This window comes from Bradyrhizobium sp. Leo114, from assembly GCF_055229415.2.
Window position 1 is genome coordinate 1 of the sequence record NZ_JBUYEN020000053.1, and the last position, 18058, is coordinate 18058.

22 protein-coding genes and 1 pseudogene are annotated in these 18058 nt (G+C 59.6%); 7 read left to right on the top strand and 16 right to left on the bottom strand.

The window, feature by feature from the left end; all coding sequences use genetic code 11:
- Positions 1 to 189: 189 nt before the first annotated feature.
- From ACZIRK_RS37745 to ACZIRK_RS37770, 6 genes are all read right to left on the bottom strand, one after another.
- On the bottom strand, positions 190 to 429 hold the full coding sequence (locus ACZIRK_RS37745) for a ComEC/Rec2 family competence protein (RefSeq protein WP_130231223.1): 240 nt from the start codon (positions 427 to 429) through the stop codon (positions 190 to 192).
- A 37-nt stretch (positions 430 to 466) separates the two neighbouring features.
- On the bottom strand, positions 467 to 997 hold the full coding sequence (locus ACZIRK_RS37750; RefSeq protein ID WP_130583612.1) for an MBL fold metallo-hydrolase: 531 nt from the start codon (positions 995 to 997) through the stop codon (positions 467 to 469).
- Positions 998 to 1405: 408 nt separating this feature from the next.
- Positions 1406 to 2998, bottom strand: coding sequence for an IS66 family transposase (tnpC, locus tag ACZIRK_RS37755; protein ID WP_130231227.1), 1593 nt, complete (start codon positions 2996 to 2998; stop codon positions 1406 to 1408).
- A gap of 74 nt (positions 2999 to 3072) precedes the next feature.
- Positions 3073 to 3417 (bottom strand): IS66 family insertion sequence element accessory protein TnpB, encoded by a 345-nt coding sequence (gene tnpB / locus ACZIRK_RS37760; protein ID WP_027583889.1) that lies wholly within the window; start codon positions 3415 to 3417, stop codon positions 3073 to 3075.
- Positions 3414 to 3761, bottom strand: coding sequence for a transposase (locus ACZIRK_RS37765; protein WP_229167410.1), 348 nt, complete (start codon positions 3759 to 3761; stop codon positions 3414 to 3416). Before ACZIRK_RS37765 ends, tnpB (ACZIRK_RS37760) begins: the two co-directional genes overlap by 4 nt.
- A 127-nt stretch (positions 3762 to 3888) precedes the next feature.
- A complete protein-coding gene (locus tag ACZIRK_RS37770; RefSeq protein WP_474419236.1) occupies positions 3889 to 4572 on the bottom strand; it encodes a class I SAM-dependent methyltransferase in 684 nt (227 codons plus the stop codon).
- A 265-nt stretch (positions 4573 to 4837) separates the two neighbouring features.
- Between ACZIRK_RS37770 and ACZIRK_RS37775 the strand changes: the two genes are divergently transcribed.
- Positions 4838 to 5092 carry a hypothetical protein gene (locus tag ACZIRK_RS37775; RefSeq protein WP_245475157.1) on the top strand — a complete coding sequence of 85 codons (255 nt, stop codon included), beginning with the start codon at positions 4838 to 4840 and terminating at the stop codon, positions 5090 to 5092.
- 584 nt (positions 5093 to 5676) lie between these two features.
- Here the strand turns inward: ACZIRK_RS37775 and ACZIRK_RS37780 are convergent.
- Positions 5677 to 6072 (bottom strand): annotated as a pseudogene (locus ACZIRK_RS37780) (isocitrate lyase/phosphoenolpyruvate mutase family protein); the annotation flags it as partial.
- 806 nt (positions 6073 to 6878) lie between these two features.
- Here ACZIRK_RS37780 and ACZIRK_RS37785 point away from each other — a divergent pair.
- Genes ACZIRK_RS37785 through ACZIRK_RS37805 form a run of 5 tightly spaced genes read left to right on the top strand, consistent with a single transcriptional unit; the run spans position 6879 to position 10652 of the window.
- Positions 6879 to 7175 (top strand): transposase, encoded by a 297-nt coding sequence (locus tag ACZIRK_RS37785; protein ID WP_130231233.1) that lies wholly within the window; start codon positions 6879 to 6881, stop codon positions 7173 to 7175.
- 46 nt (positions 7176 to 7221) lie between these two features.
- Entirely contained in the window at positions 7222 to 7623 is a 402-nt protein-coding gene (gene tnpA / locus ACZIRK_RS37790) for an IS66-like element accessory protein TnpA (protein WP_028168800.1), read from the top strand.
- 23 nt (positions 7624 to 7646) lie between these two features.
- A complete protein-coding gene (gene tnpB, locus ACZIRK_RS37795) occupies positions 7647 to 7967 on the top strand; it encodes an IS66 family insertion sequence element accessory protein TnpB (RefSeq protein WP_433994572.1) in 321 nt (106 codons plus the stop codon).
- Between the two features lie 46 nt (positions 7968 to 8013).
- Entirely contained in the window at positions 8014 to 9666 is a 1653-nt protein-coding gene (gene tnpC / locus ACZIRK_RS37800; RefSeq protein ID WP_474419237.1) for an IS66 family transposase, read from the top strand.
- Positions 9615 to 10652 (top strand): IS3 family transposase, encoded by a 1038-nt coding sequence (locus ACZIRK_RS37805; protein WP_474419238.1) that lies wholly within the window; start codon positions 9615 to 9617, stop codon positions 10650 to 10652. Before tnpC (ACZIRK_RS37800) ends, ACZIRK_RS37805 begins: the two co-directional genes overlap by 52 nt.
- Before the next feature lie 393 nt (positions 10653 to 11045).
- On the opposite strand, the gene ACZIRK_RS37810 is transcribed toward ACZIRK_RS37805, so the two are convergent.
- From ACZIRK_RS37810 to ACZIRK_RS37830, 5 genes are all read right to left on the bottom strand, one after another.
- A complete protein-coding gene (locus ACZIRK_RS37810) occupies positions 11046 to 11507 on the bottom strand; it encodes a hypothetical protein (RefSeq protein WP_130230597.1) in 462 nt (153 codons plus the stop codon).
- Positions 11508 to 11917: 410 nt separating this feature from the next.
- Positions 11918 to 12337, bottom strand: a complete 420-nt coding sequence (locus tag ACZIRK_RS37815; RefSeq protein WP_245475119.1) for a type II toxin-antitoxin system VapC family toxin — start codon at positions 12335 to 12337, stop codon at positions 11918 to 11920.
- Positions 12338 to 12345: 8 nt separating this feature from the next.
- Positions 12346 to 12993, bottom strand: a complete 648-nt coding sequence (locus ACZIRK_RS37820) for a DUF433 domain-containing protein (protein ID WP_474419239.1) — start codon at positions 12991 to 12993, stop codon at positions 12346 to 12348.
- Between the two features lie 171 nt (positions 12994 to 13164).
- Positions 13165 to 13356, bottom strand: coding sequence for a hypothetical protein (locus tag ACZIRK_RS37825; protein ID WP_463702886.1), 192 nt, complete (start codon positions 13354 to 13356; stop codon positions 13165 to 13167).
- Positions 13357 to 13473: 117 nt separating this feature from the next.
- Positions 13474 to 13791 (bottom strand): ATP-binding protein, encoded by a 318-nt coding sequence (locus tag ACZIRK_RS37830; RefSeq protein ID WP_245475118.1) that lies wholly within the window; start codon positions 13789 to 13791, stop codon positions 13474 to 13476.
- 123 nt (positions 13792 to 13914) lie between these two features.
- On the opposite strand from ACZIRK_RS37830, the gene ACZIRK_RS37835 reads away from it, so the two are divergent.
- Positions 13915 to 14097, top strand: coding sequence for a hypothetical protein (locus ACZIRK_RS37835; protein ID WP_245475117.1), 183 nt, complete (start codon positions 13915 to 13917; stop codon positions 14095 to 14097).
- Here ACZIRK_RS37835 and ACZIRK_RS37840 read toward each other — a convergent pair.
- The 4 genes from ACZIRK_RS37840 to ACZIRK_RS37855 form a co-directional block, all read right to left on the bottom strand.
- On the bottom strand, positions 14094 to 15470 hold the full coding sequence (locus tag ACZIRK_RS37840; protein ID WP_245475116.1) for a helicase HerA domain-containing protein: 1377 nt from the start codon (positions 15468 to 15470) through the stop codon (positions 14094 to 14096). The genes ACZIRK_RS37835 and ACZIRK_RS37840 overlap by 4 nt on opposite strands.
- On the bottom strand, positions 15463 to 15879 hold the full coding sequence (locus tag ACZIRK_RS37845) for a hypothetical protein (RefSeq protein WP_349645133.1): 417 nt from the start codon (positions 15877 to 15879) through the stop codon (positions 15463 to 15465). Before ACZIRK_RS37845 ends, ACZIRK_RS37840 begins: the two co-directional genes overlap by 8 nt.
- Before the next feature lie 55 nt (positions 15880 to 15934).
- Positions 15935 to 16558, bottom strand: a complete 624-nt coding sequence (locus ACZIRK_RS37850; protein WP_245475115.1) for a hypothetical protein — start codon at positions 16556 to 16558, stop codon at positions 15935 to 15937.
- A 264-nt stretch (positions 16559 to 16822) separates the two neighbouring features.
- Positions 16823 to 18058: an HAD-IA family hydrolase gene (locus tag ACZIRK_RS37855; protein ID WP_130230591.1), complete on the bottom strand. Its 1236-nt coding sequence runs from the start codon at positions 18056 to 18058 to the stop codon at positions 16823 to 16825.

An 18058-nucleotide genomic window follows, 5' to 3' on the forward strand; every position in this document is an offset into this window, starting at 1 on the left:
CCGCGCCGACTTGAGCGTAACCGGTATGAGCTCCCACGTTCCGCAGTGATCAGCGGGCGCGTGCGTAGCGGATCGGCATCCAGTATTGGCGCAGCGCCTCGACGGCCGCTGGAATATCGAGGTGGGCAGTAATCGTCGTGTCGGTCGTCATGTGAGTCTCCTCGGTAAGGTAAACTCACAGAAACCTGCTTACACATTCTTTCTGACACCCTCCTGCGCTGCTTTCCTTTGACCTAAGATTGCATCGAGCAGTTCGGTCGTAACATTATGGCGACCGCCATGGTGTGGAACTTGAAACCGATCGATGCCGGGCAACATCAATCCTGCCAAAGGCGCGCAATCAATGACTTCCTGAAGACCGCTGCGTCCGGTATCTCCGGTCAGCAAAATTTTGCATTCATTTAGGTTGGCATATTGGACAACGCTCATCTCGTTTTCGTTGCTTGTTTCACCTCCCGGAAAATATTCATCGCCCCCAAGCCGCCTTAACAAGCACAGCGGCCTCTTTCATTAAACGTACAACTGCATCGCGCGCGGTTTCGAGCAGGCCTTTTTCCTCGGGCGTCTTCTCTGAGGAAACAACCAGGTCTAGAAAGCGCGAGCGTGTCGGGGCCATTACCCGAAAAGCGCCAATGGTAGCTCCCTGAAAGGGCTCGTAGATTTGAATCTTCCTGCGAACAGCAATTTCTTCAAGTGCCGCGAGATTTGAGTAAGCTTCCTTTAGGGCTTTCCCCAATCCATCGACAGTTGTGAAGCGCTTGAACCGGGGCAGAAGTTCTTCTGCATAGATCCACGGCCGCAACATCCAAAGCGCGCCGACCTCAAAATCTTCCAAGACTCGTTGCAAACCTCCGGCATGATCACCGTCGTTGTGTGTTGCGACAACATGCGCGATTCGTTTCGGATTGCCATAGTACTTGTTTATGAAGTTGACGACCTTCTCTCCGGTTAACTGATAGCCGCCGTCAACGACATGAATGAGGGTCTGACCGTTCAACTCATAGCGGACGCAAATAGCGCGCCGCTGCTTTTCGCTTCAACGTCCAAAAAATCGATTTCAAAAAAATCGGCCAATGTTCTCGCTCCCGAGTCGGGCTTGAGTGAGTGTCGCCACTGCCGACGCCGGCATTGGTCTCGATTGCCACGCTGTTTCCGGCCGCCGCTCACGGGGCTCTAGGCGTAAGGCCACACGATGTTCATGGGTCTTGATTTCTTGGGAACACCAACCTTCGGTAACAATCTCCTTTTTCGGACGACGTTTTCTAATCGGGATAGCAGTTTGTTTTCCTACAAACTTGCAAAGCAGACGCCAAATTGCGCAGAATTTCAGCGTTTTTGGCGCCATTACGCAGGATCCGAAACAGATGGACGCCGCTTCCAGTATGTAAGCGGCAAGCTAAGGCCGTCAGGCGGCGTGGTTCCATGGCATAAGCGCGTCGATTTGGCTGCTCGGCCAGCCGTTGGCGATACGCTGAAGTGTTACGGCGAGCCAGGCGAACGGATCGACGGTGTTCATTTTCGCCGTCTGCAGCAGCGTTGCGATGGTCGCCCAGGTTCGTCCGCCGCCGTCGCTGCCAGCGAAGAGGCTATTCTTTCTCGTAATTGTTTGTGGCCTGATGGCGCGTTCGACGATGTTGGAGTCGAGCTCGATGCGACCATCGGTCAGGAAGCGTTCGAAGATGGCACGCCGCGAGACGGCATAGCGGATCGCCTCGGCCAGTTTTGATTTGCCGGAGATCCGCCGCAAGGTCTGCTGCCAGAGATCGAAGAGATCTGCGACGATCGCTGCGGAAGCTTGCTGGCGCGCGGCAACGCGAGTGTCGGGGCTTTGACCGCGCACCGTTTTCTCGACCTGCCAGAGCTTCGCCATCCGCTCGACCGTCGCCGTTGCCACTTCTGAGCTCCCCGCAACATGCAGCTCGTAGAACTTGCGTCTGCAGTGTGACCAGCAGCCAGCCAATGTGATGCCATCATTGCCGCGATCGGATCGCGCGAGCTTGTTATAGGCGGCGTATCCATCAACCTGCAGGATGCCGCGATAACCATTGAGGTGCCGGACCGCGCATTCGCCGGCGCGGCTGTCTTCGAAGCGATAAGCCACCATCGGCGGACCGTTGCGGCCAAAAGTTCGGTCATCTCGGGCATAGGCCCATAAGTAGGCCGTCTTTGTCGATCCGGAGCCCGGAGCGAGCGTCGGCAAAGTGGTTTCGTCGGCAAAGACCCGTTCGGCCTTCTTGACCTCGCTGAAGATGTAGTCGGCCATGATCTCGAGCTCGAAGCCGAGCTTACCCATCCATTGCGCCATCAACTGGCGGTCCAGCTCGACATGATCGCGGGCGTAGATAGCCTCCTGCCGGTAGAGCGGCAGGCCATCGGCATATTTGGCGACGGCGATCTGGGCCAGAAGCGCTTCCGTCGGAATGCCTCCTTCGATGATGTGGGCCGGGGCCGGCGCCTGGATGACGCCGTCCGCGTTCTTGAAGGTATACTTGGGACGGCGCGTGACGATCACACGGAACTTCGCCGGCACTACATCCAGGCGCTCCGACACGTCCTCGCCGATCAGCACCTTCTGCTTGCCGGCATGCTCAGCCAGCTCTTGCGGCTCAATGACGGTTTCGATCCGTTCCAGATGCGGCGCAAAGCCCTTGCGCCGACGCGGTGCACGCTTGCCATCCGCCTGCGCACGGCCCTTGCTGACCTGGGCCTTGATCGCGGCGATGCCGGTCTCGATCTCCTCGAAGACGAAGGCCTGCTGTTCATCGTCGCCGTTCGCCGAACCGAGCTTTTCCGATCGTCGGCCGAACCGGGCGCGGTCGAAGGCCTTCAGGATCTGCGTCAGCCGCTCGATGCGCGCATCGGCATCGGCGTTGCGGGCCTTGAGATCGGCGACTTCGCTCGCCAGAGCATCGGCGCGGGCCGCTTTCTCGGCCAGGGCAAGAACCATGGCCTTCAGCGTCTCTACGTCATTCGGGAGGCTGAGATCGGGCGGCGTCATTGACCCGACCAGAGCACATTTTGCCCCGGTTCTCTTGCCCTTTCAGCTCACTGATTCACTTCGCCGCAGTGCTTTTACCCAACAATCTCCGGCGGCTTGACCGCCGCGGTCCGGACCCGCTTCCAGTCCATCCCATCGACCAGGGCCATCAACTGCGCAGCATTCAGCTGCACCCGATGATGTCCGATCCGCGGCCAGCAGAACCTCGCCTTCTCAAGCCGTTTTAAATAGAGGCACACGCCGGAGCCATCCCACCATACGATCTTGATTCGGTCGGCTCTTTTCGCCCGGAACACGTAAAGCGCACCGTCGAACGGATCTGAGCCCGCATCGCGCACCAGCGCAACAAGGCCATCGATACCCTTGCGGAAGTCGACTGGATGGCTGGCCAGGAACACCTTCACGCCGGAGGGGATCATGCCGAACGGACCGCCCGGATCACCCGCTGCAGCTGCGCCTCGTCGACGTCCACGCCGGCGCGCACGATCACCTCGCCAATGGCAATTTCGATCACAGCGCCTGACACAGACGCCACCTCACCCCCGCAACTCGAGTGCCGCTCGCGATAATGTCGTTCCGCCCGAGCATCACGGCGCCAGGCAAACAGCTGCGACGGGTGAATGCCAATCCGGCGAGCGATCGCCGAGACGCTCGCGCCAGGCTCCAGCGCCTCTGTCACGACTTGGGCCTTGAACTCGTCCGACCAGCGTCGGCGAAGCTGCCGCGGCGCTCCCTCAAGACGGTCGGCGACCGCTTCGATCATATGGAAGGTTCTAGTTCCAGAACTAGGCGCAGACATAGTAGCTCACATCGGCTCACAAACTCAGCAGCCGATAGCCGATTGCTCACCCCCTGCGCCAGACGGGGTCTCTGCGATAGCGCGAGAACCGTCATATCCGTATCCAGGGAGCGGACCTCGGGGCTCGGAGTGCGATCCAATCAGGATCCGACCACGACCGCTCCACCTCAAAGTTGAACAAAGGGACCAGATAGTCCCGGATGATAATCGTGACGTGAGGTTCGTTTGCCTCGTCCTCAGTCAACTCCTTGGTCTGCCCGCCATCCGCATATTGAGCGGTCGCTTGGATCAGATGTCTGCTTCCGAAGGCGAACCTCACATCATCGAAAAGGAATAGGGAGCCGGGCTTCAAGAGCCGTACTGCTGCGATGGCAGCCGCCAAATCTACATAGATTGAATGGTTGCCGTCGAGATAGATGATATCGAAAGTCTCCCGATTTCTGGCCAACCTGATCAGGTTGAACAGGTATGTTCCTACGCGATTTCCCAGAAACCTGATGTCTCGATCCGCGATGCCGGCCGCCGCCAAGTCGGCCCGGCGTTCGGCGCAAACATGTTCGAAGTCCAGGCCCACATAGTGAATCCCGAGATCGTCGATGGTCCTGAACCGCTCCTGCCTGAATGTTGGTCCTACGCCGATCTCGAGAAAGCGGCATCCGGGATTCTGTCGAAGTATTTGAAGCAGGCGTGTATGAACCGAACGCCGATACGCACGGTAGTCGCTCGGCAGAGCATGGCTAGCGTCAAACAGGAAGTCGTGATGGTCAACATTCATCAATCGTCTCCAGTTGCTCTACGGATGGATTCCGGCGTGGCGCACGCATCATCCAACGCCTCACCTTCGGTGCACCGCGACCAGCACGTTGGCCAATCAAGCCGCTTCCATTGAGAACAGCCGGCACGGACCGAGAAGGTCGGCTGTCGACCCCGCGCAGAGGTCGTCAATCTGCTTCGCAAGGCTGAACACCGGTCCTGCCGACGGATTGACGCGTTCACTGCTCTCGTCAGGGGGGACGGGTCCGGATGATGTACCGTCGCCAATGACGCTGACCGTATTGGCCGTGCCGGCCGCGAGGCGAGCCGCGGCCGCCGGCACCAAAGTGACCGGACGATACGAAACACGCGGTGACAGCTGCACAGGCCGCAAGGGCGCACAGGAACATCTGGAAGCAGGGTTCGCGGATCTGGAGCTGGGTTGTCGTGACCCATCCAGCGATAGCACCGGCCCGAGGCATCGTTCGAAGCAGGCCGCGTCCATGGGCCTGCCCGAAGGCACGATCGACAAAAGCGGGTAGCACCACACAACGTGATAGCCATGAAATCGAGCGTCACGAGGGCGAGCAGAACTCCGATGGCGAGGATCTGGCGGAGGCAGCTCAGGAAGTCTCACGCGGCCATCCGCCCCGCGCCAAACTGAGCCGGAGAAGAGCCGCAGGGCTGATCGCATAAATGAATGGTAGCCAGCAACTCGAGCTTGCGGCGAGAAGTCTCCCGACGATCGGCCCGGTAGGCTGGAGCACTTGGCCCGCTTCGTCGATTGGGCGATGGATGTCGTTGGGCGGTCGGTGTTGACGGTGGCGGACAGCAGCGGCGCGACGGACGCCGAACACTCGACGGTGCGGGACGTGGGAAGATCACGACGGCTAGGAAAATCGCTGCGCTCCCGGCGTGTTGGGTGCCGCCGGCGCTCAGCCATAGGGGCCGTCACAGCATGACGACAGGCGGTCCTGTCCAAAATCCCCTTCTCGGCGGTCGGTCGACCAACTGCCCGAAGAAGGCTGGCTAGCGGCTCTCGGTGGTCTGGCAGGCGGCTATCACCGAAAGATATCGGGGTCGAGGCGGAGGTGGTCGGCCGATGATAGCGGGGCAAGGCTGCCCCCCATGCCTGCGCGAATGCCTTGATCTCCTCGGCATCACGTCTCTTCGAGTGAACGAGACTCTGATCGGCACCGGCCACGCGATGGCAGTTGCAGCGCTCAAGCGCGGCTTCGAGCTTCAACCGACAGACCGTGGGCTCCATACGCGCCACGACGACGAAGTCCAGGTCGCGGACAGGCTGCTCAATTGCACGAACGCGTCCAAAGACTTCCATCGGATTCGCCAGCAAATGTGCATGGCTTCGGAACGAGTTCATCTTTGGTAATCTCTTGTCCTCGACATACACGCCCGCGGCGACCAGCTCGATCTGAGAAGCGAAGCGCCGATCGTTGTTGATCGTCACCGAAACCAGTATTCTCCATCGGACGAGGAGCGGAATCAACGCCTCATCGGCCATGACTTGGACCGATCACTCGAGCTGGGACAACGATGCTTAATTGGCAGCCCGGACAATTCCAGTCCTGCAGACCTATCGCCGTCGAGCTCGCAAGCCCAGATGCCCAGAGCGCGCCGAAGTGACGCGACGACATTCATACCGGGACCTTAGCGGTAGCGAGTGATGCGGTAACTTCATCTCGATCCGTCGTGACCGCCGCCAGATAGCGAGCGAAGAGCGAGATCGTCCGGGTGTGCGATTCGAGGGCGCTCTTGCTGCAGCGCCCTGCGAGCCAATCGTCAAACAGTCTTCTGCGGCCAGCGCCGAGGTCGGCGTTTCGGACGAGTGTATCCCGCGCGGGATAGAACCTTTCGCGAAAGGCTGCGCGGCCGAGGAAACCGGCGTTCCGCCAAAGCGTGATGTGCGCATGCCTGGTCAATTGCGGATTGCATTCCGTGCCCGAGTGCGGGCGCTTCAGGATTCTAGCCTCGATCGCAGCGAAGGGACCGATGTTCAAGCGAATAGTCTCGGACGCATACCGGCCGTTCTTATTATAGACGTTGGTTGGCAATTGCCGCCAGTTGCGAAGCGATACGCTGGTCTGCAGAAGGTCGAGCCGGAACAGGCAGACGGTATCGCGGCTCCCACGACGGCGTGCGACTCCGGAAGAGACGAGATCCGTCTCACCCCAGCACGGTGGAGCGGTAAATAGTCTAGGGGCTGGCGCGGGGCCGGGAAGCCTGCGCACCGGATCCGGTCCGATCTGCCTGACTTGGTCGGCAGCCGTCGCCCGGTGGACATCCAGTTCGACCGCCCGGAGGTGTTGAATGGAACGTCAACGTCGGTCATTTAGCGAAGAATACAAGCGCCAGACCGTCGAGCTGGTGTTGTCGAGCGGGCGCTCGGTCACGTCGGTTGCCAAGGAGCTTGGTCTGCGCGACTCGGTGCTGCGGCGCTGGGTGGATAAGGTTCGGCAGGAGCCGACATCGGCGGCGTGGCGCCCCACCACGCAGGCGACGCCGATGTCGGCGGACCAGGCTTCGGAACTCGCCCGGCTGCGCCAGGAGAACGAGCGGCTCCGCAGTACGCATCCGACGGCGGCCGTCTTGCGTGACGGGTGGTAATTAGCGAAGCGTGTGACCTTAAGTCTAGCTTTAAGGTCATCAGGCGATGCGGGTCGAGGTTTTGGGCGGGCTGGAGCGGCGGCGGCGCTGGTCGCAGGACGACAAGGCACGGATTGTCGAGGAGACGTTGGTGCCGGGCGCGAAGGTGACTGAGGTTGCGCGTCGCAACGGAGTAGCGGCCAGCCTGGTGTTTACCTGGCGTCGACAAGCACGGACATCGGAACAAGTTGTGCCATCTTTTACGCCGGTGCAGATCGCCGCCGCAGCGGCATCGGCTGAGGAAACTCCGAAGCTTTTGCCTACGGCTGACGGCCGAGTTCGCTCTGTGGCAGCCGCGCGTACTGGATTGATCGAGATCGATCTTGGCAACCGACGGTGCATCCGGGTGGATGCGCACGTCGATCCGGAGGCGCTGGCGCGGGTCCTCGATGTGCTTGGACGCCGATGATTGCTATACTGGGGAATGTGCGAGTGTGGCTCGCGACAGGCTACACGGATATGCGCAGAGGCTTTCCGTCGCTGGCACTCCAAGTGCAGGAGGTGCTGCGCAAAGACCCGCTCAGCGGTCATCTGTTCGTCTTCCGCGGTCGCCGCAGCGATCTTGTGAAGGCGATCTGGCACGATGGCCAGGGAGCCTGCTTGTTCACAAAAAGGCTCGAGAGAGGAAAGTTCATCTGGCCATCGGTTGCCGGTGAATCGGTCACGATCTCGCCGGCGCAGTTGAGCTATCTGTTGTCCGGGATCGATTGGCGCAACCCTCAAGAAACCCAGCGTCCGACGCGGGTCGGATAGCCGTTTTACGGTTTGAATCTGCTGCTCGATCTGATTCAATGGCTTCATGATATCGAAGCCGGACGATCTTCCATCGGACCTTGTGAGTGCCCTGGCGGCGCTGCAGGCCGAGCGTGAGGCGCGGCTGCAAGCCGAGGCGGTGGCTGCCAGTGCGCGGGCGGAACTGTCGGACAACGAAGCGCTGATCGCGCATCTCGAGCTGCGGATCGAGAAGCTCAAGCGCGAACTGTACGGGCAACGCTCCGAGCGCACAGCGCGGCTGCTCGAGCAACTGGAGTTAGAGCTCGAAGAACTCGCCACCACGGCGAGCGAGGATGAGCTTGCCGCGCAGGCCGCAGCGGCGAAGACGCAGAACGTCCGCCCCTTCATGCGCAAGCGGCCGGTGCGCAAGCCATGGCCGGATGACATCGAACGCGAGCGCGTCGTCATTGAGGCTCCAACAACCTGCGCCTGCTGCGGTGGATCGCGACTGGCGAAGATCGGTGAGGATGTGACCGGGACGCTGGAGGAGATCCCGCGCCGCTTCAAGCTGATCGAGACGGTACGCGAGAAGTTTACCTGCCGCGATTGCGAGAAGATCAGCCAGCCGCCCGCCCCGTTCCACGCCACGCCGCGCGGCTTCATCGGCCCACAATTGCTGGCGACGATCCTGTTCGACAAGTTCGGCATGCATATCCCGCTCAACCGCCAGAGTGCGCGCTTCAAGGCTGAGGGGATCGACCTGCCGTTGTCGACGCTGGCCGACCAAGTCGGCCACGGGACCTTCGCCGTCATGCCGCTCTTCCACTTGATCGAACGCCATGTACTCGCGGCCGAGCGCCTTCATGGCGACGACACCACCATCCGTATCCTGGCGAAGGGCAAGTGCACGACCGGGCGGATCTGGACTTATGTGCGGGATGACCGGCCGTTTGCCGGGCCTGCGCCGCCGGCGGCGGTCTATTACGCCTCGAGCGACCGACGAGGCGAGCATCCCCAGAAGCATCTGGCCGCCTTCGCCGGTATCCTGCAAGCCGATTGCTACAACGGCTTCGAGCCGCTGTTCGACCCGCAGAAGAAGGTGCTGCCGATTACGCCGGCGTTTTGCTTCGCCCATGCGCGGCGGGGCTTCTTCGAGCTGGCTGACATCGAGAAGAATGCCCGGGAAGGCAAGAGAGGTAAACCGGTCTCTCCGATCGCGCTGGAGGCGGTCAGGCGCCTGGATGTGTTGTTCGAGATCGAGCGCGCCATTAACGGCTGCGGCGCCGAAGAGCGGCGCGCCGTGCGCCAGGAAAAGAGCAAGCCGCTCCTCGGGGACATGCACGCCTGGTTGTTGCGTGAGCGCGAAACCCTCTCTCGCTCCTCCGAGGTCCTGAAGCCTATGAATTACATGCTCAGGCGCTGGGACGACTTCGCCCGCTTCCTCGACGATGGCAGGATCTGCTTGACCAACAATTGTGCTGAGCGCGCATTGAGAGGCATCGCCTTGGGAAGGCGCAACTGGACCTTCGCCGGCAGCCAGCGTGGTGCCGACCGTGCCGCTATCATGCTGACGATGATCACGACTTGTCGCCTCAACGACGCCGATCCCAAGGCCTGGCTCGCTGACATCCTCGCCCGTATCGCCGATCTTCCCGCGTCGCGTCTGCACGAACTGCTGCCCTGGGAATGGAAACTCCTGCGCCAAGGCGACAAGCCCGCCGATCAGCAGGCCGCCTGATCTTCACGCAACGCCATCATAGAGCTCGCCGTGCCCGCGCGCATGCGTCGATCAGGCGGTCTTCGTCGTATGCGAACGCTCCGCATGGAGTGCGACATTTTAAAAAAGTCGATCGCGATCTTTGCCGGAACCCGGACATGAGCTTCCGCTTCATCGAAGATCACCGCGAGGCTTATCCGGTGCGGCTGATGTGTGCCGTGCTCGAGGTTTCCCCGGCCGGTTATTACGCTTGGCGCGATCGTCTGGAGAGCGGCCGCGCAATCTCCAATTCTGTGCTGCTGGCCGAGATCCGGCAGGTCCATCGTGAGAGCGGCCAGCGCTATGGTAGTCCGCGGGTCCATGCCGTCCTGCGGATGCAGGGACGTGGTGCCAGCCGCGGCCGGATTGAACGGCTGATGCGACGGCATGGTATTCGCGCGATCATGTCGCCGCCACGTCGAGTCCGCACCACCGACAGTTGTCACGATCTGCCAATCGCGCCGAACCTGGTCGCGCGCGACTTCACTGCCGCAGCCCCCAATCGGGTCTGGCTCGCCGATATCACCTACGTCCCGACCGCGGAGGGCTGGCTGTACCTGGCGGCCGTCATGGACCTCTTCAGCCGAAAGATCGTCGGTTGGGCGATGCGAGACCACATGCGGGTCGAACTCGTCTCCTCCGCGCTGACGATGGCGATCCGCCAGCAGCGGCCCGCTGCAGGACTGATCCATCATTCCGATCGCGGCGTACAATACGCCTCGCAAGACTATCGTGCGATCCTGTCGGCTGCCGGAATCGCAGGATCAATGAGCCGCAAAGCCAACTGCTACGACAATGCCCCGATGGAGAGCTTCTTCCACACTCTCAAGCCCGAGCTCGTTCATCATCGTCAATACCAAACCCGCCTCGAGGCCCAGCGCGACATCTTCGCCTTCATCGAAGGCTTCTACAACTGCGCATCAGAACACCCATCTGGCTATGTGATTGAAGAGAAGAGAGTTTGTTGAGCGGGATGCGATCCCGCGGGGTATTTTGGGTGAGCCGGCCGTATGTTCTTTATTGGCCGGTCTAGGCTGTTCAGAAAGCCTGCTGTGATCTTCCGGCCATGCGGGTGGATGCCGATGTACGTTGTCGTTTCGGGCGTCGTGACAGGAACGTCGAACACTATCTCGCCAGTCTTCGCCGTATGTTGCTGTATCCGCTCGGCGCGCTCTATATTGTTTTGGTCCGCGTAGGCGACGTGGAGTGACAACGGCGCTGCTCCTAATGTCTCTTCGATCAACAGTTGCAGTTCGGGAATGCGCCGCAATAAATCGGCTAGAGAGATCAAGCGCGCTTGGCCGTCCGTCGAGATTCTGTCCCAACTGTCGGGCCGCGGCTTGGATGCGACCGGCTTCAGATCAACGCCTCGAAAGCGGCAATACTCGTAAAAATGACCGCGGTCCCGGCAAGCGACTTTGTAGTTGAATGGAAACTCCTCTCCCGGTTGCCGCAATCGTCCAAAGCCCGTGGCCGCTTTCCGTGTGAGCTTGGATGTCCTTCAGGTCGGCGGTGGATTGCGGGCTCGCTACCTGCTCAGCAATCGTGATCTGGAGCAGCGCGTAGTATCGCGTGAGCACTCTGGCATTGAGCGAGCCGGGCTCGCTCCGCCAATAGCCAAGAGCGCTCCGAACGGCAAATGCGAGTTCCTGTCCCTTCTTCTGTGGGATATCGGGAGCAAGCCCGGGCGCACGGGCCGCAATGGTTCTTTCGCAAAGTGTCGGACTGGTGAAACGTCGGAGGCGCAGCCAGACAGCTTCGCTTAGGTTCTCTGCCACGAGCCACTCGGGATAGAGGTCTCCTGATCCTTCTTCGTCAGTCATAAAGATCGCCGCCCGCGCTATGTGTCCAAATAGAAGTGGAAGTCCATACCTTGAGTTCGTGACTCACATTTATCACTTGACGGCATTGTAGAACCTTATTGGTCGCTTTGGCGCGGGAAACGGGAACGGAAATTCGTCCCCACACGACCGGGTTCGCTGGTCAGCGGCGTGAACCCAAGCTTGGGTTTAGCCACTTGGATCCAGCTCGCGAATCGTAGCCTAGCTACGATATCCCAGATCTCTTCAAATAACCTTGCGCACTCACCATCCGTCCAGGGTTTCCGGCTCGCGTTATCGTCACGGACAGATGGCGCGACGTGGTCGGTCGGATGTGAACGAGGGCAGGCTGCTTTTACGTCCTCGAGCTCGATGTGCAGCTATCCAAGTCATCGTTTGAACATCGCGGCGTGTCAGGATTCAATCCGGACCGGCGGGTCACGAAAGGGATTAAGTAATCGCACGCTGCGCGTCTCGAAGTCCTTGATGTTGCGGGTGACGAGGACAAGATCGTAAACCCGCGCAGTCGCCGCGAGGGCCACATCCCACCGATCCTTGTTCTTCGATCCAAGCAGTCGGGTCCATTCCGCGACGACACTTGCGTCTATCGGAATGATCCGGTCCGCATAGGCTTTCTCGATTGCACCGATCGTCTTGAGCAAGTTCGCGGCCCTGTCCGCATCGCGGCGCTTCAACATCTCGGCGCCGCGCCGCTTCTCGAAAAGCGTGGCGGCGCTCAGACGGAGGTCCGAATCGTCGACTGTTGCAAGCCACTTGCGCACGTTCCCGTTGCCACGCGCACCAAACTCGCGAAGCACGTTCTCGTCGATCAAATATGCGGTCACGGAATCCGGCGCGGCGCAACCTCGCCCGCCTCGGCTTCGTCATCGAACCCGAGGTCGGCTAGCTCTGCCAGCGCCCGCTTCAGGCTCCGCGAGGGATAGGGGCGTCCTCGCTTTGGATAGGCCTTGGCATATTCGATCGCGGCCTCAACCTGATCGCGCGTCAGCGACGGAAAATCGTCGACAATCTCCTCGGCCGATTGCCCACGGGCGAGGGCCGCCACCATGTAGACAGGAATCTTGGTGCCTTTAATGATGGGTTCGTTGCGATCACCTCCGACTTGTACCCATCGGCGCAGTTCATCGAGACGGTGGAGACGGGTTTTGAGGTCGGCGTCGATCTTGCCGAGATCAAGGACCAGTTCGCCAAACGCGACTCGGTGCGCGTCGAAAGAGAGCTGCCGGATCGCCTCATACAGGCGACGCCGGCCCGCAGGGGTGAGATCTCTTTCCAGTCTGTCGGCGACCAGCAGAAAGCGCATCTCCGCCGGGCCGAGGAGGCGCTGAACGCCGCTTCCGACGCGTCGCTGACGTGCGCGAATGATGCCGGTATCGACGGCCTTGTTGAGCGCAGCCGCGGACCGGTTCAGCACGTAACCTGCTTCCGTGAGTGTCAATACTTCGGCGGAAGACATGCGGAACTCCATCAATAATTCATCCCCAATATAGGGATGAATTAGGAGGTCGACAAGGCACGGCCTTAAAGAATTCCCCAGCGTGATACCGGCCCGTCTCTTGGATGCCTAGCCAGCGCTGGGGTTTAGGCTCCGTGCAACGTCTCCTTCGCCGCTATTACGATCATCGCAGCGAAAATGTGGCTAGCCTGTCTCTGTCCGATCTGCAGCTTCTTCGTCATCGTCCTGGTCATCATCATGTGCCGGCAACGGATCGGGAAACTCGCCGGCCAACCTTTTGGCCTTGCTGAGCAGGCCGGCCTCCTCGAGCATTTCCATATCGGGCAGGTCGCACGGCGCGTCGAAGCCAAAATGTGACAGGAAGTCAAGTACCATGCCGCGGCCAGTCCCAGGTGGGGATTTAGGCTACCGGATCGAACGCGCAGCCGGCGCAATACTCGATAATCGCCAGTGGCTTCGAGGGCGGTCGCCATCTCTTCTGATGACGGGCGCTCAATCATCAGCCGCCAGTGTCGTCGTGGCCGACCCGAACCGCAGCAGTGAAGGCCGTCCCGCCTCGTGGAACCACAGGTCGACAATCTTTGCGTCATCACTCGCCGGCAGCGGGAACGCACTCCGCACCTTGAAGGTCGTTGGAAGGTTGACCGAGTTTCCGAACACCAAGGCGTGCTGCTTCGGCAACGACGGGAGGCGGCGAAGCACGGCGTCTGAGATGAATGGCGTCATCTGCCGAATTTGAGAAAGGTCATCTGGATTCTGAATCCGATGCACGACGAAATTAGAGCACTGGGAGAGGACAGTCTTGGACAATTCGCTTGGTCGCTGCGAAGCGACTAGAAGAAAAAGACCGTACCTTCGACCTTCCTTAGATATGCGTTCGAATATACGACCTGCATCCATTGCGTACCGTGAAGGCGTCGAAGCGACGTAACGATGCGCTTCTTCCAAGAGGAGATGCACTGGGAAACGATTGCGCGGGTCGGCGTGCCGAAGCAAGCGGAACACCATGCGCGCGAGTACGGCGCTGACCAGCTCAACCACCTCATCTTCCACGGCGTTCATATCGATTATGACGATTTGCGCAGACTTGGTGTGTCCACCATCCTTGGCCTTTAATCGAGAAGCCGAGCGAGAAAGTCCGTTGGCTCCAATGCTTCATCGGCCTGGTGGCGCAGAAAGCGATAGTCGGTGCGCTCCTGAAGTGCTTTGAAGCGCGTTACCATCTGCGAGCAGTAGTCGCGGATCTGACGATTTCCGTGGGCTTCTTCATAGAGAAGGGAGAGATCAATCGCGTCTCCGAGCGCTGCGAAGTCGAACGGCGTTCCGTCGTAATCGGGGAATTTCAAATCGGGGTTGATAAAGCCACTCACCCCGTCTGAGCCAGCAAGGTATTTATAGGCGTCTTGCAGAGCGGGCATGTTGCCATAGCTGACGCTGATCCAACGGCCGAGCTTGGTGGCGTTGATCTCCTGCGTTCGGAATCGCTGAAGAATCCCGCGTATCCGAGTTTCCTTCGCGCCGGGCTGGGTTTCGTCTCCGAGAATCTGGGTGATACAAGTCGCCAAGATGTGGTTGCGAAAGTCATTGAGCTGAGTGCCTCCTGCCTGCCCGAACAGCGTGGTCAATCCCAACGCCATTCGCAGAATGGGAAGTTGGGTGCGCTCGCTGGCCTGAAGGAGCAATTCCCATTCGGCAAGATCGAGGAACCAGTGCGGCACACGAAATTTATTAGCTGCAGCGCTGCCGTCAAGGATTACACGTTCCACGCCGATATCGGCGATACTTGGTAGTTTCTCGAACGCGGTGTGGTATTCGCCATTCACGTCTAGGACTACGAATGTCGCGCCGCGCGCGTGATGCTCGTCCGGCTTCTCAAAGAGAGCCTGCAGGATGGACGCAACCGTGCAAGACTTTCCGCTGCCAGTGTTGCCGAGCACAGCGACATGACCTCCGAAGAAGTCGTCGATACGAACTTGGACCTGGTAGTCCTCAAAGATAACCGACTGGCCGATGCCGAGATTGCGGAAGCGCGTGGCGTCGGCTGGAATACAGTCGGATCCATTATGCCCTATCGACTTTACCGCATCGGTTTCCGTATCGAAGATGCGATCGAGCTCGGTATCGAGAGCATACAGCGCGTCGGAAAAGAGCGATGGGAAGACTGATACCCCGAAACGAAACTTGCCATTGGGCGCCACCGACAGCATGCCGACGGGAACGACGTCCAGGAATTTGGCTGAGTTAGCCTTGTCCATCTGACCATCGCCGCGACCTGGGCCGTCCCGCTCTCGGACGCCGACCACTTCGGCGACGACATACTCGGTTTGCGCGGGGATCACGAGAAAGGAGCCAAGCCGCGCGACGTAGTGGATGCCGTCGAAGCCAACAACTGTGAAGTTGTCGGTCCCGCCATGCACCTCAATAACGAAGCGGTCGGCTGCGACAGAGATCACCTTTCCAATTGCACGTCGGCGGTCATCATTACTCATCGTCCGTCTCTTTTCTCGAGCCCATACTTTCAATGACGAGACGTACCGCGTCGTCAATCCGCTCTGTCTGCCGCTGCGGCATGAAGTGGTCGACGATGGTTCTAAAGTAGTGCGCTGGGCTGCCGCCGGGAGGGCCGTCACCGCCAATGATCCAGACTCGTGGATCGTTGAGCGCGCGCAGCTTGGCGATTTCCCCATTTGAGTCGGGGTCCGCAAAAATGACTAGCCGAAAGGTTGGGATCGTCAGAGCTTGGTAGATGATGTGATTGAGGTGCTCGTCGCCGAAAGCATAGCCCGCAGTGATAAGGACGCTTTGCTCGCGCACCACTCGCGATTGAAATTCGCGAAATAGGTCCGCGTATGGAGAGCCAAGGCTTGAGTTCTGTTTGGCCGGCGTCGGATAGATCATCACCTTCGAAGGTGCGTCTTGCGGCCAGAGTTCACGGATCGGGAACAGGCCGTGGTCATCTTCCGTCCAGCTGATCGAGCCGTGCAGCTTGCAAAGGTAAACGAAGCCATCGACGGCCGACCACTTTCGGCTTGTCAGGTCGAGCTGTTCTGCGAGTGCGTAGCGGAACGTGGTCGGGTTGAAACGACCGCTCGACCACGCCGGAAAAGCCGTTCGCGTAAGGCAAGCCAAGGCGGTCCATCGCGCGTTCGTTGAATAGGTCGTAATTGGTGGTGAACACCCACGGTCTTGGCAGAGACCTATCTCGCAGAACGAGCTTCCTGTAAAATGCCTCGTAGAGATCGAGAACGGAAGTATCGCCGTTGGCAAACTCCCCGTTCGTGCAGCGCTCCCAGAGGAACGACTTTACTTTCTGAATGATACTCTCGACCCGTTTGCCACTGGCCTCGTGCGTCGCCTTCTTGCTCCTCCTGTAAACGAACCGCAGGCTGTAAAGCAGCTCCATGAGCCGCTCCAGATTTCGGGAGTACTCGGCATCCTCCAAACTGGCGCCGAGCTTTCCAAGAAATTCGACATCAGCCTTATCGAGCGCCCATGCCGGCGCAGGGATAGGGTTAAAATCATCATCGATCTGAGGCTCTCCGGGGTGCTTACAGAACTCTTTCGCCAGCGGAGCCATGGTCGAGATCCCGCGCTCTTGCTTATCGACCACGAGAGACGAGCAGCCGGCGCCGAGGCTACGTTTCGAGCGTTCAGCGCCTCTCCTATGGCCTTGCGGACGTGATCCGGCCCGTGATCCCAGTCAAGAGCTGAGTTTGCCTGATCGCCGCTCTTGATGAAGTGGAACCGCGCATCGGAATTATCATCTCCATCGGCCACTCAGGTCCCCCAATTGCCTTGTGTCGCGACGGGTCGCGATCTGCGCCGACGCTGTACACATCCGTTAGAAATTCTCAGTGTTTTGGCAGTGGTCCGGATATCCAGAGCACCCCCAGAATTTCGCGTTGGTTGTCGAATTTGTTCGGATCTTCATCGATCGACCGCAGGCTGCACAGACCTTGCGCGAAAAGACACGCTGGTCTTTTGCCAAGGTCATTACTCTGACTTCGCCAGCCCCGCTCGCGGTTAGCGTCCGCACGCATTCCCCAGTGGTTTCGCCGGTCGTATAGACATCGTCGATGAGTAGAACCTTGTTGCCGTTCCATTTGAAGTTGGAGTGGAACGCGCCTTTGATTGCTTCGGAGCGTTCAAGCGGGTTCATCTGCTTGTAACCTTCGATTTCCTTGACACAGCGCAACCCCTTCAGCTCGAGTTCGATGTCTTCGTCAAAATGATTGGTCGCCTCGTTGAGGAGCTGTTCGAATCGATTGCGTTGCTGGGATGGTTTCATCGGCACGGGTACGACATAGTCCGGCGTCCAATCGAGATTCGCGATGGCCTTGCCGATAGCCTCACCAAGGATCTTGGCGTAGGTGTCGTCATTCTTCAGGGACAGGACTGCACCGCTTAGCACGCTCGTGGCGTGGCGCGGGTCGGAGGCTGTGAAGTATCTGCCTAACGCATATACAATTGGGTCGTCATCGCAATGGAGGATAGATCCCCAATGGCTGTGGAAGTCCCAGCCATGGGTCAGGGCTTCGCCGATGTAGCATCGTCCCCCAATGCGATCCCGACGCAACAGAGTCGAGGCTTTCGACATGAAGATGTCCGGGGCAGTTGAGGAAAGTTCGAATATCGATGATGGTCCCCATCTTACCGCAACCGAGGCTAAGCCGGCGTGATATGCGGATTCCACATCGCCAACATCGTCGCCGATATAGAGCGATTGCCGGCTCGGCGGAATGCCGAGTACCTGAAGCGCTTTGAGCAAAGGTTCGGGGTCCGGTTTGTGGTTCTCCGTATCGCCGTATGTGACAAGTACGTCGTAGGGGATGCGGAACTGTCCAAGGACGGCTTCCGCATACCATCTCGGCGACGAGGTCACGACTCCGACGGCTTGGCCGTCTGCCTTCAGAAGACCTGGCAATTCGTGCGGAGCAGCGCTTCCCTGGGCCGGAAACGGCCTGATGAGATGCATGTTGCGACGCACTTCCTCCCACAGTTGGAAGCGCCGCATCTGCGCGAGCGCCGAGCTGTCGACAAGTGTCATGTCGAGATCGAACAGGAAGACGCCCGGCAT

Bases quoted from the DNA above. Each gene is read 5' to 3' on its own strand.
- tnpC (WP_474419237.1), top strand. From the start codon at position 8,014: ATGATATCGAAGCCGGACGATCTTCCATCGGACCTTGTGAGTGCCCTG.
- ACZIRK_RS37835 (WP_245475117.1), top strand. From the start codon at position 13,915: ATGCGCTTCTTCCAAGAGGAGATGCACTGGGAAACGATTGCGCGGGTC.
- ACZIRK_RS37770 (WP_474419236.1), bottom strand. From the start codon at position 4,572: ATGAATGTTGACCATCACGACTTCCTGTTTGACGCTAGCCATGCTCTG.
- ACZIRK_RS37765 (WP_229167410.1), bottom strand. From the start codon at position 3,761: ATGATCGAAGCGGTCGCCGACCGTCTTGAGGGAGCGCCGCGGCAGCTT.
- tnpC (WP_130231227.1), bottom strand. From the start codon at position 2,998: ATGACGCCGCCCGATCTCAGCCTCCCGAATGACGTAGAGACGCTGAAG.
- ACZIRK_RS37775 (WP_245475157.1), top strand. From the start codon at position 4,838: ATGACGCTGACCGTATTGGCCGTGCCGGCCGCGAGGCGAGCCGCGGCC.
- tnpB (WP_027583889.1), bottom strand. From the start codon at position 3,417: ATGATCCCCTCCGGCGTGAAGGTGTTCCTGGCCAGCCATCCAGTCGAC.
- ACZIRK_RS37840 (WP_245475116.1), bottom strand. From the start codon at position 15,470: ATGAGTAATGATGACCGCCGACGTGCAATTGGAAAGGTGATCTCTGTC.
- ACZIRK_RS37820 (WP_474419239.1), bottom strand. From the start codon at position 12,993: ATGGAGTTCCGCATGTCTTCCGCCGAAGTATTGACACTCACGGAAGCA.
- ACZIRK_RS37745 (WP_130231223.1), bottom strand. From the start codon at position 429: ATGAGCGTTGTCCAATATGCCAACCTAAATGAATGCAAAATTTTGCTG.
- ACZIRK_RS37845 (WP_349645133.1), bottom strand. From the start codon at position 15,879: ATGATCTATCCGACGCCGGCCAAACAGAACTCAAGCCTTGGCTCTCCA.
- ACZIRK_RS37825 (WP_463702886.1), bottom strand. From the start codon at position 13,356: ATGGTACTTGACTTCCTGTCACATTTTGGCTTCGACGCGCCGTGCGAC.
- ACZIRK_RS37850 (WP_245475115.1), bottom strand. From the start codon at position 16,558: ATGGCTCCGCTGGCGAAAGAGTTCTGTAAGCACCCCGGAGAGCCTCAG.
- ACZIRK_RS37805 (WP_474419238.1), top strand. From the start codon at position 9,615: ATGGAAACTCCTGCGCCAAGGCGACAAGCCCGCCGATCAGCAGGCCGC.
- ACZIRK_RS37785 (WP_130231233.1), top strand. From the start codon at position 6,879: ATGGAACGTCAACGTCGGTCATTTAGCGAAGAATACAAGCGCCAGACC.
- tnpA (WP_028168800.1), top strand. From the start codon at position 7,222: ATGCGGGTCGAGGTTTTGGGCGGGCTGGAGCGGCGGCGGCGCTGGTCG.
- ACZIRK_RS37810 (WP_130230597.1), bottom strand. From the start codon at position 11,507: ATGACTGACGAAGAAGGATCAGGAGACCTCTATCCCGAGTGGCTCGTG.
- ACZIRK_RS37855 (WP_130230591.1), bottom strand. From the start codon at position 18,058: ATGCCGGGCGTCTTCCTGTTCGATCTCGACATGACACTTGTCGACAGC.